The organism is Roseateles sp. GW823-FHT07B05 (assembly GCF_058794515.1).
The window spans coordinates 196,094-211,233 of the sequence record NZ_JBXAGX010000010.1 but is presented as its reverse complement, the minus strand read 5'-3'; the positions used below and the strand labels follow the sequence as shown (position 1 = coordinate 211,233).

Here is a 15,140-nt window from a genome sequence, read left to right as displayed (position 1 = left end):
GTCGGCACCGCGGCGCGCACTTCCACGGTGTCCGTGACCACGCCGTCCACGCGCACCGACATCGTCGCGCCCACGTCCCCGGCCATGTCGGCGTAGGCACGCACCGTCAAGGTGCTCGATGCGCCTGGGTCCGATGCAGCCGGGACGGCAAGTATCTGGCGCGCGGGCTGTTCTGCCGGGACGGCCATGGTGGCGACGTTGGCGGGTTCACCCTGTCCTCCCCCACCGCAGGCCGTCAGCAGGGTGACGGCGCTGGTCAGGGAGAGGTAGACGGCGCGGAAAAACTTGGCGGACATGGCGTGCGGTACTGCTGGTTGCTAAGCGCTGGGCTTGTTATGAATTCTCGGCGCCGGTGCTGTGTGTTCAATGTGCAGATGTCTCGGTGGGCCGGCTCCAACCGTAAGGCTTTGCAAGGAGTGCGGAGCAGTCCGCAGATTGCAGGCTCCACCAATCTGTCGAGTTAGGCGGCGCGCCGACACTTCATCAATGAATGAAATGATCTGCGCCTTCCGGACTGTGTGGCGTCCCCTTGGGTTCTGGGGGGCGCCGAGGTCTTTTGCGCATCCGGGCTGTTGGAAAATGGCTAGGTTGCAGACGCCCTTCGGCCCAGCATAGGAATTGATCGTGAAAGTACTCGTCACCGGCGCCGCCGGCTTCATCGGCATGCATGTCAGCCAGATCCTCCTCGGCCGAGGCGACGAGGTCGTGGGGCTGGACAACCTCAATGACTATTACAGCCCTCAGCTCAAGCATGACCGGCTGGCGCGGCTGACGGACAGGCGGGGCTTCAGCTTTGTGAAGATGGACGTGGCCGATCGCGAAGGCATGGCCAAGCTGTTCGCCGAGCAGAAGTTCGATCGTGTCGTCCACCTGGCGGCCCAGGCCGGGGTGCGGTACTCGATCGAGAACCCGCACGCGTACATCGACAGCAACATCGTCGGCTTCACGAACATCCTGGAAGGCTGCCGCCACAGTGGCGTCCAGCACCTGGCCTACGCATCAAGCTCGAGCGTCTATGGCGGCAACACCCAGATGCCGTTCTCGGAGCATCACAGCGTCGACCACCCCATCAGCCTGTACGCCGCAACGAAGAAGGCCAACGAGCTGATGGCGCACACGTACTCGCACCTTTTTGGGTTGCCGACGACGGGCCTGCGCTTCTTCACGGTCTATGGCCCCTGGGGCCGGCCGGACATGGCGCTGTTCCTCTTCACCAAGGCCATCATCGAAGGGCGGCCGATCAACGTGTTCAACCACGGCAAGATGATCCGCGACTTCACCTACATCGACGACATCGCCGAGGGCGTCGTCCGCGTGCTGGACCGTACGGCCACCGCTGACCCGGCCTACGACCCGGTCAAGGCTGATCCGGCGCGCTCCAGCGCACCCTATCGTGTGTTCAACATCGGGAACCACGCACCCGTCCAGCTGATGAGTTTCATTGAGGCCATCGAGCAGGCAGTTGGCAAGGAAGCGGTCAAGAACTTCATGCCCATGCAGGACGGGGACGTGCCGGCGACGCATGCTGACGTGGAGGAGCTGGCCGCATGGACGGACTTCCGCCCAGCCATGCCTGTACCAGACGGCATCCAGCGTTTTGTCGCCTGGTATCGGGACTACTACAAGGTCTGATGCCCACTGGCATGTCATCTGCTTGCGTTACAAACGCCTGAACTGCTTTTATTGAACGAGGACAAAGATGAAAGTCACCGCCATCGGCACCGGCTATGTCGGCCTGGTCACCGGCGCCTGCCTGGCTGAAATGGGCAATCACGTGGTTTGCCTGGATGTGGACCCCGAGAAGATCCGCATCCTGAACGAAGGTGGCATCCCGATCCATGAGCCGGGCCTGGACGAAGTGGTGCGTCGCAACGTGGCCGCCGGCCGCCTGCAGTTCACGACGGATGTGGACATGGCGGTCAGCCACGGCACGTTGCTGTTCATCGGTGTGGGCACGCCGCCCGACGAGGACGGCTCGGCCGACCTGCAGTACGTCGTGGCCGCAGCCCGCTCCATCGGCCAGCGCATGACGGACTACAAGGTCATCGTCGACAAGAGCACGGTGCCGGTCGGCACGGCCGACAAGGTGCGCGCGGCGGTCAAGGAAGAACTGGTCAAGCGCGGTCTGGGCGACATGGCTTATGCCGTGGTGTCCAACCCCGAATTCCTGAAGGAAGGTGCGGCGGTCGACGACTTCATGAAGCCCGACCGCATCATCGTCGGCTCCGATGACGAGCAGGCCACGCTGCTGATGCGGGCGCTTTACGCGCCGTTCAACCGCACGCAGGACCGCATGCTGGTGATGGATGTGCGCAGCGCCGAGTTCACGAAGTACGCCGCCAACGCGATGCTGGCCACGCGCATCAGCTTCATGAACGAGCTGGCGCTGCTGGCCGAGCGCGTGGGGGCGGACATCGAGCTGGTGCGCCGCGGCATCGGCTCCGACCCGCGCATCGGCTATCAGTTCCTGTACGCGGGCGCTGGCTACGGCGGTTCCTGCTTCCCCAAGGACGTGAAGGCACTGGTCAAGGCGGCGTCGGACACGGGTATCCCGCTGAAGGTGCTGACGGCCGTGGAAGAGGCCAACGAGCGCCAGAAGCGCGTGCTGGTGGACAAGGTCGTCGAGCGCTTTGGCGAGGATCTGGCGGGCCGTCGTTTCGCGATCTGGGGCCTGGCGTTCAAGCCGAACACCGACGACATGCGTGAAGCGCCGTCGCTGGTTGTCATCGACGAGCTGGTCAAGCGCGGCGCCACGGTGGCTGCCTACGATCCGGTGTCGATGACGGAAACGGCGCGGGTGCTGGGCCCGCGCGATGATGTGACGCTGGTGGATCGTGCCGAGGCTGCGCTCAAGGGCGCCGACGCGCTGCTGATCGTGACGGAGTGGAAGGAGTTCCGCACGCCCGACTTTGATGCCATCAAGGGCGCACTGAAGCAGCCGGTCGTGTTCGACGGCCGCAACCTGTACGACCCGCAACTGATGAAGGCGCTGGGCATTGAGTACCGCGGCATCGGACGCGGAGCCGCTGCTTGATGAGGCCGGGCGCGTTCTTTGCTTGAACGCGCTTCATCACTGACGACATAAGGCAAGCAATGGCAAAAGCAATGATCCTGGCGGCAGGCCAGGGCACCCGGGTGCGCCCGCTGACGAAGTACACGCCCAAGCCGATGGTGCCCATCCTGGGCAAGCCGGTCATGGAGTACCTGGTGGAGCACCTGGCGCGCCACGGTGTCCGGGAGATCATGGTCAACGTGGCCTTCCTGCACTGGAAGATCGAGAACTATTTCGGCAACGGTGCGCGCTGGGGTGTGGAACTCGGCTACTCCTACGAGGGCGTGCGGGAGCAGGGCGAGGTGGTCTGCAAGCCGGTCGGCTCGGCCGGCGGCATGCGCAAGATCCAGGATTTCGGCGGCTTCTTCGACGAGACCTTCCTGGTGCTGTGCGGTGACGCGATCATTGACATGGACATCACGGCCGCCATTGCCGAGCACAAGGCCAAGGGGGCCATCGCCAGCGTCGTGACGCTGGATGTTCCCCGCGAGGACACGAAGAACTACGGCATCGTCGTGGCCGATGCGGACGGGCGCGTGACGTCTTTCCAGGAAAAGCCCAAGCCCGAAGACGCCAAGAGCACGCTGGCTTCCACCGGCATCTACATCTTCGAGCCCGAGGTGCTGGACCTGATCCCGCCCGGCAAGGAGTTCGACATCGGCAGCCAGCTGTTCCCGCTGCTGGTCGAGAAGGGCCTGCCGTTCTTCGCGCAGAACCGGCCGTTCAACTGGATCGACATCGGCCGGCTGACGGACTACTGGGCGGTGACGCAGCGCGTGCTGGCCGGCGAAGTGGCGCAGATGCATGTGCCGGGCCGCGAAGTCCGGCCGCAGGTCTGGACCGGCCTGAACACGTCCGTGGACTGGGACAAGGTGCACATCGAGGGCCCGGTCTACATCGGCTCCAACGTCCGCATCGAGCCGGGTGCCCGCGTCGTGGGCCCGACCTGGATCGGTCACGGTTCGCACCTGCGCAGCGGCTGCACCGTGGAGCGGTCGGTGCTCATCGAGCACACGCGCATCGGTGAGGGTATGGCGGTGCGCGAGATGATCATCTCGCCGCAGTACTGCGTGGACCGCACGGGACACACCAGCTACGTCGGCGACGAGGTGACGCCGCTGCGATGGGGCGACGCGCGCGCCTGACCGCAAAAGACAACGGGCCCGATCAGGGCCCGTTTTCGATTCGGCATCGCCTGTCTTCAGGCAAAGGTCTTCGCGTCCTTCAGCAGCGGTGCTGCCACGTCCTTGGCCGACAGCTGCGGCGTGATGCCATCCAGCGGCCAGTCAATGCCGATGGCCGGGTCGTCCCAGCGCACTGCGCCTTCGCATTCCGGCGCGTAGCGGCCACTGGTCTTGTAGAGGAAGTCGGCGGTTTCGCTGATGACGACGAAACCGTGCGCAAAGCCTGGCGGAATCCACAACTGACGGTGGTTGTCTGCCGTCAACTCGACACCCACCCAGCGGCCGAAGTTGGGGCTGGAGCGACGCACATCCACCGCCACGTCGAACACGGCTCCGGACGTGCAGCGCACCAGCTTGCCTTGCGGGTGCGGGTCCAATTGGTAGTGCAGGCCGCGCAGCACGCCACGCGACGAGTGGGAATGGTTGTCCTGCACGAAATGGACGGCTTGCCCCAGCGCCTCGTTGAAGCGTGCCTCGTTCCAGCTCTCCATGAAGAAGCCGCGGACGTCGCCGAAGACCTTGGGCTCGACGATGCAGACCTCGGGCAGAGCCGTGGGCGTGACTTGCAGCAACATCGTCAGAACGCCTTCTCGACCAGCAGTTTCTGCAGGTACTGGCCGTAGCCGTTCTTGGCCAGCGGCTTGGCCAGCGCTTCCAACTGCGCTGCATCGATCCAGCCCGAGCGGAATGCGATTTCCTCCGGGCAGGCGACCTTCAGCCCCTGGCGCTTTTCCAGCGTCGCGATGAACTGGCCGGCTTCCATCAGGCTGTCGTGCGTGCCGGTGTCCAGCCACGCATAGCCGCGGCCCATGATCTCGACGTTGAGCTGACCGCGCTTCAGGTACTCGGCGTTGACGTCGGTGATCTCCAGCTCGCCGCGCGGGCTGGGCTTGATGCTGGCGGCGATGTCACAGACCTGCTCGTCGTAGAAGTAGAGGCCCGTGACGGCGTAGTTGCTCTTGGGCGCCTTGGGCTTCTCTTCGATGGACAACGCGCGCTTGTCTGCGTCGAACTCGACGACGCCATAGCGCTCCGGGTCGTGCACGTGGTACGCGAAGACGCTGGCGCCGGTGGCCTGGCCCGTCGCGTTGGCCAGCAGCCCGGCGAAGTCATGGCCGTAGAAGATGTTGTCGCCCAGCACCAGCGCGCTCGGCGCGCCGCCGACGAACTCGCGACCCAGGATGAAGGCCTGGGCCAGGCCGTCGGGGCTGGGCTGCACGCAGTAGCTGATGTTCAGGCCCCAGCGGGCGCCGTCGCCCAGCAGCGCCTCGAAGCGCGGCGTGTCTTGCGGCGTGCTGATGATCAGGATGTCGCGGATGCCCGCCAGCATCAGTGTGCTCAGCGGGTAATAGATCATCGGCTTGTCGTAGACCGGCAGCAGCTGCTTGCTGATGGCCAGCGTGGCGGGGTGCAGTCGGGTGCCCGAGCCGCCAGCGAGGATGATGCCCTTGCGGTTTTTCGTCATGGTGCGCTTTCAGAGGATCTCGTTGAGCATGCGTTCCACGCCCTGCTGCCAACGGGGCAGCTGCAGGCCGAAGCGCTGCTGTAGCTTTGCCGTGGACAGGCGCGAATTCAGCGGGCGCGTGGCGGGCGTGGGGTAGTCGCTCGTTGGAATGGGCAGGATCTGGTCGGGCGCGACCTTGATGGCCCGGCCTCGCGAGCGCGCGAACTCGATGACGAAGCGGGCGTAGTCGTGCCAGTTCGTCTCCCCGCCGGCGACCGCGTGATAGGTGCCGGTCAGTGCCGGGTTCACACGCGCGGCGCGCAGCATGTGCGCGGTCAGGTCGGCCAGCAGGTCAGCGCCGGTGGGGGCGCCGATCTGGTCGGCGATGACCTTGAGCTGGTCGCGCTCGGTTGCCAGCCGCAGCATGGTCTTGGCGAAGTTGCCGCCGCGCGCGGCATAGACCCAGCTGGTGCGCAGGATGAGGTGCTGGCAGCCGCTGGCGCGGATGGCGTCCTCGCCCTCGGCCTTGGTACTGCCGTAGACGCTCAGCGGCGCGATGGGCGCCTCTTCGTCGCGAGGCAGGCTACCGCTGCCGTCGAAGACGTAGTCCGTCGAGTAGTGCACCAGCAGCGCGCCGAGGCGCTTGGCTTCGATGGCGAGCAGGGCGGGCGTGGCGGCGTTGATCTGGCGCGCCAGATCGGGCTCGCTCTCCGCCTTGTCGACGGCGGTGTGCGCCGCGGCATTGACGATGACCTGGGGCGCGATGGCCTGCACGCGGGCCAGCAACTGGTCGGGCTGCGTGAAGTCGCCGCCGTCGTCATGGTCCAGCGCAACGACCTCGCCGACCACCGCCAGCGAGCGTTGCAATTCCCAGCCGACCTGGCCGCCTTTGCCGAGCAGAAGGATCTTCATGATCAGCTGTACTGCTTGGAGACCCAGTCCTTGTAGGCGCCGCTCTGCACGCGGGCGACCCATTCGGGATGGTCCAGATACCACTGCACGGTCTTGCGGATGCCGGTCTCGAAGGTCTCGGCCGGCCGCCAGCCCAGGTCTCGTTCGATCTTGCGGGCGTCGATCGCGTAGCGGCGGTCGTGGCCGGGGCGGTCCTTCACGTAGGTGATGAGGCGAGCGTAGGGGCCTTCGGCCGACGGACGCAGTTCATCCAGCAGCGCGCACACCGTCTTCACGATGTCGATGTTGGCCTTTTCGTTCCAGCCACCGATGTTGTAGGTCTCGCCCAGCGTGCCGCCGGCCAGCACGGCGCGGATGCCGCTGCAATGGTCGGTCACATACAGCCAGTCGCGGATCTGCTGGCCGTCGCCGTAGACGGGCAGGGGCTTGCCCGCCAGCGCGTTGACGATCATCAGCGGGATCAGCTTCTCGGGGAAGTGATAGGGGCCGTAGTTGTTGGAGCAGTTGGTCGTGACGACCGGCAGCCCGTAGGTGTGATGCCAGGCGCGCACGAGGTGGTCGCTGGCGGCCTTGCTGGCCGAGTACGGGCTGTTGGGTTCGTAGGGGTTGGTCTCGGCAAAGGGCGGATCGGTGGGCTTGAGGGATCCGTAGACCTCGTCGGTGGACACGTGGTGGAAGCGGAAAGCCGCCTTGGCCTCGCCCTCGAGCGCGCCCCAGTAGGCACGCGCCGCTTCCAGCAGCGTGAAGGTGCCGTCGACGTTGGTACGCATGAAGGCGCCCGGGCCGCTGATCGAGCGGTCGACGTGGCTTTCGGCGGCGAAGTGCACGATGGCTCGCGGCTGGTGCGTAGCGAGCAGGCTGTCGATCAGTGCGCGGTCACAGATGTCGCCCTTGACAAAGGTGTGACGGGCGTCGCCGTCCAGCGAGGCCAGGTTCTCGAGGTTGCCCGCGTAGGTCAACGCGTCGAGGTTGACGACGGGTTCGTCGGACTGGCGCAGCCAGTCGAGCACGAAGTTGCTGCCGATGAAGCCGGCGCCGCCGGTGACAAGGATGGTCATGGTCTTTCCGTTCAGAGCCCAACAATGTCGCACACGTTGCGGTGCAGTTGGAAATGCAGCAGGCCCGGGATTCCGGGCCTGCTGGTTGGCGAATACTAGTGTCAGGTCCGTCCGTAGGTGTCTTCAAACCGCACGATGTCGTCCTCGCCCAAGTAGGAGCCGGACTGGACCTCGATGATCTCCAGCGGCACCTTGCCGGGGTTGGCCAGGCGGTGGGTCTGGCCCAGCGGGATGTAGGTGGATTGGTTCTCGGTCAGCAGGATGGTCTTGTCGCCGTTGACGATCTCGGCGGTGCCGCTCACGACGATCCAGTGCTCGGCGCGGTGGTGGTGCATCTGCAGGCTCAACGAGGCGCCGGGCTTGACCATGATGCGCTTGACCTGGTGGCGCGGGCCGTTGTCGATGCTGTCGTACCAGCCCCAGGGGCGGTGCACCTTGCGGTGCAGCGCGTGCTCGCCGCGCTGTTCGGCGCCCAGCCGGTTGACGATCTGCTTGACCTCCTGGCTGCGCGCGCGGTCGCTGACCAGCACCGCGTCGGCGGTCTCGACGACGACGATGTCCTTCAGGCCCACGACGCCCACGAGCCGGCTCGTGGCGTGCACCAGCGTGTTCTGGCTGTCGGCGATCAGCGCGTCACCGACGAAGGCGTTGCCGGCCTCGTCCTTGTCGGCCACCTGCCAGACGGCCTCCCACGCGCCGAGGTCGTTCCAGCCGGCGTCCAGGGCCACCATGCGCAGCGGGATGTCGGTGCCCGGGCAGCGTTCCATGACGGCATAGTCCACGGACTCGCTGGGCACGGCCGCAAACTCCGCCTTGCCGGGGCGCACGAACTTGTCATCGGTCTTGCGAACGACCCAGGCGGCGCGCGTGGCTTCCAGGATGTCCGGGCGGAAGCGCTCCAGCGCCTTCACCCAGACGCTCGCGCGCAGCACGAACATGCCGCTGTTCCAGTAGTAGCCACCCTCGGCGAGGTAGCGCTGGGCCGTCGCCAGGTCGGGCTTCTCGACGAACTGAGCCACCGACAGCCCGGCCGTCGAGGCCTGAGTCCGGATGTAGCCGTAGCCCGTCTCGGGACGGTCGGGCGTGATGCCGAGGATGGTGATGGCACCCTCGGCGGCGATGCGGATGGCGTCCTGCAGGGCTGCCGTGAAGGCGGCGCCATCGGTGACCGTCTGGTCAGCTGGCGTGACGACGAGGGTGGGGTCCGTGCCGCCTTCAAGCGCCGCCAGCGCGGCCAGCGTCAGTGCAGGCGCGGTATTGCGGCCGAGCGGTTCCAGCAACACGCTGCCGGGCTCCTGGCGGGTCTCGCGCAGCTGATCTAGCACGAGGAAGCGGTGCTCCTCGTTGCCGACGATGCAGGGCGCGCTCAGGTCGAACTCCGGCGAGGCGAGGGCGGCCAGGCGCCGCGCGGCCAGCTGGAACAGGCTTTCGTTGCCGGACAGCACGAGAAACTGCTTGGGATAGCCGGCTCGGGACAGCGGCCACAGCCGGGTGCCGGAGCCACCGGCCATGATGACCGGCAGGACAGGAATCTTGGAAGTCGACATCTTGTTCTCAGTTCAATTGAAGCCCTGCGGGTTGTTGTGCTGCCAGCGCCAGCTGTCCTCGCACATCCGGGCCAGATCCAATTCGGCCTCCCAGCCAAGCAACTCGCGAGCCAGCGCCGGGTCGGCCCAGCACGCCGCCACGTCGCCAGGACGACGCGGGGCCACTTGATAAGGCACGCTGCGGCCACTCGCAACCTCATAGGCACGCACCAGGTCCAGCACGCTGTAGCCCTGACCGGTGCCGAGGTTTACGGTCAGCGAGCCGGGGTGCTCCAGCAGCCGGCGCACTGCTGCAACATGGCCTTCGGCCAGATCGGTCACGTGGATGTAGTCGCGTACGCCAGTGCCGTCCGGCGTGGGGTAGTCGTTGCCAAAGACGGACAGCTTGTCACGACGGCCCACGGCGACCTGGGCGACGTAGGGCATCAGGTTGTTGGGGGTGCCGCGCGGGTCTTCGCCGATGCGGCCGCTGACATGGGCGCCCACGGGGTTGAAGTAACGCAGGCAGGCGGTCTGCCAGGCCGAGTCGGCGATGCCGATGTCTCGCAGGATCTGCTCCCCCATCAGCTTGGTGGCGCCGTAAGGGTTGGTCGCCGACGTCGGGGCATCCTCGCGCAGCGGCAGTTGCTCCGCCGCGCCGTAGACCGTGGCGCTGGAGCTGAAGACGAAGCGCGAGCAGCCGTGCCGCTTCATCACCTCGCAAATGTTGACGAGCCCGCCGATATTGTTGCGGTAGTAGGCCAGCGGCTGGCTGACCGACTCGCCCACCGCCTTGTAGGCGGCGAAGTGCACGACGGCGGCTGGCTTGTAGCGCTCGAAGATCTCGTCCATCTGCGCCGTATCGCCCACGTCGGCCCGCTCGAACTCGATGGGGGCCGTGGACAGTTCGGCGAGACGGTCCAGCACCTTGGGCGAGCTGTTGCTGAAGTTGTCGACGCCCACGACGCGGTAGCCCGCCTCCTGCAGCGCGAGCCAGGTGTGCGAGGCGATGTAGCCGGCGGCGCCGGTGAGCAGTACGGTGGTTGTCATCAATAGATCAAGGCTTGGCCGGTACAGCCGTAGCTGCTGGCCGTGTAGGCGTACTGCGCAGTGCTGCTGTCGCGGCTGACGTGGTCGTACTGGCAGCTCAGACTGAACCCGCGCGAGAACGCCCACCGCACGCCCAGGTTGTAGCGCTTGGTGTCGTCCTGTGCGTCGGTCAGTGCCGCGCCGGAATCGGCGGCTCGGCGCGCACTGTCGCTGTTGGCGCCGGCGCTTAGGCTGATCTTGCCTGTCAGCGCGTAGCTGGTGTTGAGCTGCCAGGACGTGTAGACGCGGTTCAGGTCTCCGGTGCCCACGTTACTCTCCTGACCGGTGTCACGGCTGTACTGGAGGTCCAGTTGCAGCTTCGCCGTGGGCCGCCAGCCCCAGCCGACAGAGCCGGTGGTGCCGCTGAAGTCGCGCAACTGGTCCAGGCTGTTGGACTTCCGGCTTCGGCTGAGTCGGGCGTTCAGCGTGCTGTGGCCGCCGGCAGTCCAGCGGGCTGTCAGGTCCACGTCGTCACGCGTGTAGTCGTTGCGCGCCGTGATGTCCTTGGGCAACAGCGTCTCGGGGTCCAGCGTGAAGAACCCGGTGGGGTAACGCGGGTTGTTGCCCTTGGTGTGGCGTCCCACCAGGCCCAGCCGCACGTTGCCGGCTGGCGTGGCATAGAGGCCCAGCGAGCCGGTGTTCTGGCGGTAGACGAACCGGTCGTACTGCTCGGCGCTGAAGTTGCGGCGGCGTTGCGTCAAGCCGCCCTCCAGCATGTAGCGGGTGGCGAGGCCCAGCCGCGCGATCGCGCGGTACTCGTCGTTGCTCTCGATATTCTTCTTGAACACAGGCGTGACGCCGCCTCCGATATTGAAGTCGGCCATCGACCGGTCCGACTTCGCGCTCAGCGTGCCCGACAGGTTGCCCACCGTCTGCCAGTTCAGCGCACCGCGCAGGCTGTGAGACCGATAGTTCAGCTCGCTGTTGGTCGAGTAGCGGTTGTTCTGCAGTGCACCGTCAAGCGTCAGGTGCTGACGCCCCAGGCGCTTGTCCACGCCGGCGAGCACGCCAGCACTGATGACCGTGTCGCTGTTGGGAGCCCCGGGCTGCCGGTACACGTTGGAGAGGTGCGACACGCCCAGCGAGCCGCCGGCGTAGAACGGCGCGGCGTCATCCGTCTGCGCCGACGCGGCCTGTGCGAGCGAGGCGATCGCGACGAGCGCCGCCAGGTGGCTAACGCGGGGCAGGTGAGGGGTCTTAATAGGCATGACGATCAAACACCACCAGTCGCACGGTGCGCAGGATGATCTGCAGATCCAGCGCCAGCGACCAGTTGCGCAGGTATTCCAGGTCGTATTCGACACGAGCCACCATTTTGTCGATGGTGTCCGTTTCGCCGCGCAGGCCGTTGACCTGGGCCCAGCCAGTGATGCCCGGCTTGACCTTGTGGCGCACCATGTAGGCCTTGATGAGCTTGCGGTATTCCTCGTTGTGCGCGACGGCGTGCGGGCGCGGCCCCACGATGCTCATGCGGCCTTGCAACACGTTGATGAACTGTGGCAGTTCGTCCAGCGAGGTCTTGCGGATGAAGGCGCCGAACGGCGTGATGCGCGAGTCGCCCTTGGTCGCCTGCTTGACGACGGCGCCGTTGTCCTGCGTGCGCATCGAGCGGAACTTGTAGACGATGATTTCCTCGCCATCCAGGCCGTTGCGGCGCTGCTTGAAGATGACGGGGCCCGGCGAACTCAGCTTCACGCCGATGGCCAGCGCCAGCAGGATGGGCGAGATCAGCACCAGGATGATGGATGCCAGCACGATGTCGCTGATGCGCTTGATGAGCTCGTTGGTGCCCGTGAACGGCGTCTCGCAGATGCCTACGACCGGCACGCCGTTCATGTCCTGCAGCCGGCCCTGGATGATGCTGATGCCGAACACGTCCGGCACGAAGAACAGCGACGCCGTGGTGCCCTGGACCTGCTCCAGCAGCTCGACGATGCGGGGCTGCGAGCCCAGTGGCAGCGTGATGTAGACCTCGCGCACGCCCTTCTCGCGCACGAACTCGCTGAGCTTGGACAGCGGCCCCAACAGCTCTTGGCCAGCATCGGGATGCAGGCGCTCACGGTTGCGGTCGTCGAAGTAGCCCAGGCAGATGACGCCCTGGGAGTCGCGCAATGCCCGGGTGACCTTGTGGCCCAGCGGCCCGGCACCGACGATTACGGCGGTGCGACGTGCGCTGGGGTCGCGGGCCCGCCAGCGCTGCACGCGCCGGCCCGCCTCGACCGCGATGACCTGGATGACGGGCGTGATGACGGCCCACCAGATCAGCACCTCTTCCTCGAAATAGTGCAGGCTGTTGGTGGCGTAGCCGCACAGCGCCAGGATGCCCAGCAGCACCAGCCATGACGACACGACGTCGACGAAGGCGCTGGCCGGGTGGTCGTTGAAGCGGTTGCGGCCCGGGAAGGTAAGGGCGAACACCAACAGGCACAGCGTCAGCGTCGGTCGCAGGACCGGCTCGTCGAAATGGCCGTTCACGAGCAGGAAGGTCAGAACGATGATGCCCGGCTCAAGGAAGGCCGCAATCAGCGACTCGACCGACTGCGGTGCGCTGTAGAACGTTCTCTTGTAGCTGCGATCCTCGAACATCGTTTCAGTCTGTGGCCCTGGTAGGGCTGGGGCTTGCAAAAAGCGATCCGGGATTCTCCCCCAACAATTTTGACAGTCGTTGTGGAGGCGTCCCCTGTTCAGGGTCCGCTGCCTACAATCTTGACCATGCCCGCCCCTTGGCCCCTGCCTTCCCTGTCCCCGCTGCTGATGCCGGCCCTGCAAGACCGTCTCGTGCTGCTCATCAACCATGTCGTGTCACGCGAGCCCATCGCCGCACAGCGGCTGCAGCCGCTCGCGGGCCGAGGCCTGGTCGTGCACCTGGCCCGCTGGCCGTCGCTGCTGCCGGCTGCGCCCGACCTGATGCTGGGTGTGACCCCCGCCGGCCTGTTCGAGCGGCTGGACGCGCCGCCCGCCGGCCTGGGCGGCCTGCGCATCGAGATCGACGCTTCCAATCCGGCGAAACTCGCCTTGGGCGCCCTGAGCGGCGAGCCGCCCAGCGTTGCCGTGCAGGGCGACGCCGCGTTTGCCGGCGAGATGCAGTGGCTGATGGACAACCTGCGCTGGGACATCGAGGACGACCTGGCCGGCATCGTCGGCCCGCTGGCGGCTCGCCAGCTGGCCCAGTTCGGCCGCGCACTGCGCCGCACCCTGTCGGGGATGGCAGGACGCCTGGCACCCAAGATGGCCGGTAGCGGCGCATGAGGTTTGTCTCCCGGCTGCTGGTCATCCTGTGGACGATCTGGCGTTTCGGCCTTGACGACCTGGCCCTGTCCGGCCTGAGCCAGCGGCGTTTTCAGCTGCTGAGGCGGGTCACCCGCCTGGGTCGGCGCTGGCAGGAGCCGCGCGGCGTGCGGCTGCGCCTCGCCTTGGAGCGTCTGGGCCCCATTTTTGTGAAGTTCGGCCAGGTGCTGTCGACGCGGCGCGACCTGCTGCCGCTGGATGTGTCGCTGGAGCTGGCCAAGCTGCAGGACCGCGTGCCGCCGTTCCCGGCGGCGCTGTCGCGCGAGCTGGTGGAGCGGGCCTTCGGCCGGCCGCTGGCGGAGCTGTTTGCCAGCTTCGACGCCGAGCCCGTGGCCAGCGCCAGCATCGCGCAGGTGCATTTCGCGACGTTGAAGGACGGCCGCGAGGTGGCGGTCAAGGTGTTGCGGCCGGGCATGCTGGACGTCATCGACGACGACCTGGCGCTGATGCGCAAGCTGGCGGTCTGGATCGAGCGCTTCTCGGCCGACGGTCGCCGGCTCAAGCCGCGCGAGGTGGTCGCCGAGTTCGACATGTACCTGCATGACGAGCTGGACCTCGTCCGCGAGGCCGCCAACGCGGCGCAGCTGCGCCGCAACATGGACGGCCTGGGCCTCGTCATGGTGCCCGAGATGCACTGGGACTTCTGCAGTCCCGAAGTCATCGTCATGGAGCGCATGAAGGGTGTGCCCATCTCGCAGCGCACGGTGCTGGAGGAGGCGGGCATCGACATCAAGAAGCTGGCCCGTGATGGCGTGACCATCTTCTTCACGCAGGTGTTCCGCGACGGCTTTTTCCACGCCGACATGCACCCCGGCAACATCCAGGTCAGCCTGGCGCCGGAAACGTTCGGCCGCTACATCGCGCTGGACTTCGGCATCATCGGCACGCTGACCGAGGTGGACAAGGACTACCTCGCGCAGAACTTCATCGCCTTCTTCCAGCGTGACTACAAGCGCGTGGCCGAGTTGCACATCGCCTCCGGCTGGGTGCCGCCAGAGACGCGGGTGGATGCGCTGGAGAGCGCTGTCCGCGCCGTCTGCGAGCCTCATTTCGACCGGCCCTTGAAGGACATTTCTCTGGGCCAGGTGTTGATGCGGCTGTTCCAGACCTCGCGCCGCTTCAACGTCGAGATCCAGCCGCAACTGGTGCTGCTGCAGAAGACGCTGCTGAACGTCGAAGGACTGGGCCGCCAGCTGGACCCCGAACTGGACCTGTGGGCCACCGCCAAACCCTTCCTGGAGCGCTGGATGAACGAGCAGGTCGGCTGGCCGGCGTTCAACAAGCAGCTGTTGAAGGAGGCGCCGCGCTTTGCGCAGCTGGTGCCCGAGCTGCCGCGGCTGCTGCACGATGCGCTGAAGAGCCAGGCGCAGCGCCACGGCGACCCCGAGATCAAGGCGCTGGTGCGCGAGCTGCGCAGCACCAACCGGCTGCTGTCCGGGCTGCTGTGGGGCGGCGTCGGCTTCGCGTTTGGCATCACGCTTGCATGGCTGGCCCTGCGCTTTCTGGGCCTCGGCCTCTAGGTCGGCGCCGGCGCGCCGCCTTCATAATCCGCGCCACTTTTTCCGGCTCGTTCCGCTCCTGACGCCT

13 protein-coding genes and 1 pseudogene are annotated in these 15,140 nt (G+C 66.4%); 5 read left to right on the top strand and 9 right to left on the bottom strand.

Annotated features, from left to right (window positions below; translation table 11 throughout):
• Positions 1-296, bottom strand: a pseudogene (locus tag AC1Q7O_RS20700) (hypothetical protein); the annotation flags it as partial.
• Positions 297-624: 328 nt separating this feature from the next.
• Here AC1Q7O_RS20700 and AC1Q7O_RS20695 point away from each other — a divergent pair.
• From AC1Q7O_RS20695 to AC1Q7O_RS20685, 3 genes are all read left to right on the top strand, one after another.
• Complete coding sequence (locus tag AC1Q7O_RS20695) at positions 625-1,632, top strand: NAD-dependent epimerase (protein WP_492657773.1); 1,008 nt, start codon at positions 625-627, stop codon at positions 1,630-1,632.
• A gap of 67 nt (positions 1,633-1,699) precedes the next feature.
• On the top strand, positions 1,700-3,034 hold the full coding sequence (locus tag AC1Q7O_RS20690; protein WP_492657772.1) for a UDP-glucose dehydrogenase family protein: 1,335 nt from the start codon (positions 1,700-1,702) through the stop codon (positions 3,032-3,034).
• 59 nt (positions 3,035-3,093) lie between these two features.
• Positions 3,094-4,197: a nucleotidyltransferase family protein gene (locus tag AC1Q7O_RS20685; protein WP_492657771.1), complete on the top strand. Its 1,104-nt coding sequence runs from the start codon at positions 3,094-3,096 to the stop codon at positions 4,195-4,197.
• 56 nt (positions 4,198-4,253) lie between these two features.
• Here the strand turns inward: AC1Q7O_RS20685 and rfbC are convergent, their stop codons facing one another.
• The 8 genes from rfbC to AC1Q7O_RS20645 form a co-directional block, all read right to left on the bottom strand.
• Positions 4,254-4,805 (bottom strand): dTDP-4-dehydrorhamnose 3,5-epimerase, encoded by a 552-nt coding sequence (gene rfbC / locus AC1Q7O_RS20680; RefSeq protein ID WP_492657782.1) that lies wholly within the window; start codon positions 4,803-4,805, stop codon positions 4,254-4,256.
• An 8-nt stretch (positions 4,806-4,813) separates the two neighbouring features.
• Positions 4,814-5,701 carry a glucose-1-phosphate thymidylyltransferase RfbA gene (gene rfbA, locus AC1Q7O_RS20675; RefSeq protein ID WP_492657770.1) on the bottom strand — a complete coding sequence of 296 codons (888 nt, stop codon included), beginning with the start codon at positions 5,699-5,701 and terminating at the stop codon, positions 4,814-4,816.
• Between the two features lie 9 nt (positions 5,702-5,710).
• Positions 5,711-6,592, bottom strand: coding sequence for a dTDP-4-dehydrorhamnose reductase (gene rfbD / locus AC1Q7O_RS20670; protein ID WP_492657769.1), 882 nt, complete (start codon positions 6,590-6,592; stop codon positions 5,711-5,713).
• 2 nt (positions 6,593-6,594) lie between these two features.
• Positions 6,595-7,650 (bottom strand): dTDP-glucose 4,6-dehydratase, encoded by a 1,056-nt coding sequence (gene rfbB / locus AC1Q7O_RS20665; protein WP_492657768.1) that lies wholly within the window; start codon positions 7,648-7,650, stop codon positions 6,595-6,597.
• Positions 7,651-7,751: 101 nt separating this feature from the next.
• Entirely contained in the window at positions 7,752-9,197 is a 1,446-nt protein-coding gene (locus tag AC1Q7O_RS20660; RefSeq protein ID WP_492657767.1) for a mannose-1-phosphate guanylyltransferase/mannose-6-phosphate isomerase, read from the bottom strand.
• Positions 9,198-9,209: 12 nt separating this feature from the next.
• Positions 9,210-10,226, bottom strand: a complete 1,017-nt coding sequence (gene galE / locus AC1Q7O_RS20655) for a UDP-glucose 4-epimerase GalE (protein WP_492657766.1) — start codon at positions 10,224-10,226, stop codon at positions 9,210-9,212.
• Positions 10,226-11,473 (bottom strand): hypothetical protein, encoded by a 1,248-nt coding sequence (locus AC1Q7O_RS20650; protein ID WP_492657765.1) that lies wholly within the window; start codon positions 11,471-11,473, stop codon positions 10,226-10,228. The genes galE and AC1Q7O_RS20650 overlap by 1 nt, the downstream gene beginning before the upstream one ends.
• Positions 11,463-12,851, bottom strand: a complete 1,389-nt coding sequence (locus AC1Q7O_RS20645; RefSeq protein WP_492657764.1) for an undecaprenyl-phosphate glucose phosphotransferase — start codon at positions 12,849-12,851, stop codon at positions 11,463-11,465. The genes AC1Q7O_RS20650 and AC1Q7O_RS20645 overlap by 11 nt, the downstream gene beginning before the upstream one ends.
• A gap of 126 nt (positions 12,852-12,977) precedes the next feature.
• On the opposite strand from AC1Q7O_RS20645, the gene AC1Q7O_RS20640 reads away from it, so the two are divergent.
• Positions 12,978-13,514, top strand: coding sequence for a hypothetical protein (locus AC1Q7O_RS20640; protein WP_492657763.1), 537 nt, complete (start codon positions 12,978-12,980; stop codon positions 13,512-13,514).
• On the top strand, positions 13,511-15,073 hold the full coding sequence (gene ubiB, locus AC1Q7O_RS20635) for a ubiquinone biosynthesis regulatory protein kinase UbiB (protein ID WP_492657762.1): 1,563 nt from the start codon (positions 13,511-13,513) through the stop codon (positions 15,071-15,073). The genes AC1Q7O_RS20640 and ubiB overlap by 4 nt, the downstream gene beginning before the upstream one ends.
• The last annotated feature ends 67 nt before the right edge of the window (positions 15,074-15,140 follow it).

Excerpts from the sequence above, each read along its gene's own strand:
- AC1Q7O_RS20690 (WP_492657772.1), top strand. The coding sequence starts at position 1,700 with ATGAAAGTCACCGCCATCGGCACCGGCTATGTCGGCCTGGTCACCGGC.
- rfbA (WP_492657770.1), bottom strand. The coding sequence starts at position 5,701 with ATGACGAAAAACCGCAAGGGCATCATCCTCGCTGGCGGCTCGGGCACC.
- rfbB (WP_492657768.1), bottom strand. The coding sequence starts at position 7,650 with ATGACCATCCTTGTCACCGGCGGCGCCGGCTTCATCGGCAGCAACTTC.
- ubiB (WP_492657762.1), top strand. The coding sequence starts at position 13,511 with ATGAGGTTTGTCTCCCGGCTGCTGGTCATCCTGTGGACGATCTGGCGT.
- galE (WP_492657766.1), bottom strand. The coding sequence starts at position 10,226 with ATGACAACCACCGTACTGCTCACCGGCGCCGCCGGCTACATCGCCTCG.
- AC1Q7O_RS20685 (WP_492657771.1), top strand. The coding sequence starts at position 3,094 with ATGGCAAAAGCAATGATCCTGGCGGCAGGCCAGGGCACCCGGGTGCGC.
- AC1Q7O_RS20660 (WP_492657767.1), bottom strand. The coding sequence starts at position 9,197 with ATGTCGACTTCCAAGATTCCTGTCCTGCCGGTCATCATGGCCGGTGGC.
- AC1Q7O_RS20650 (WP_492657765.1), bottom strand. The coding sequence starts at position 11,473 with ATGCCTATTAAGACCCCTCACCTGCCCCGCGTTAGCCACCTGGCGGCG.
- rfbD (WP_492657769.1), bottom strand. The coding sequence starts at position 6,592 with ATGAAGATCCTTCTGCTCGGCAAAGGCGGCCAGGTCGGCTGGGAATTG.
- AC1Q7O_RS20645 (WP_492657764.1), bottom strand. The coding sequence starts at position 12,851 with ATGTTCGAGGATCGCAGCTACAAGAGAACGTTCTACAGCGCACCGCAG.
- AC1Q7O_RS20640 (WP_492657763.1), top strand. The coding sequence starts at position 12,978 with ATGCCCGCCCCTTGGCCCCTGCCTTCCCTGTCCCCGCTGCTGATGCCG.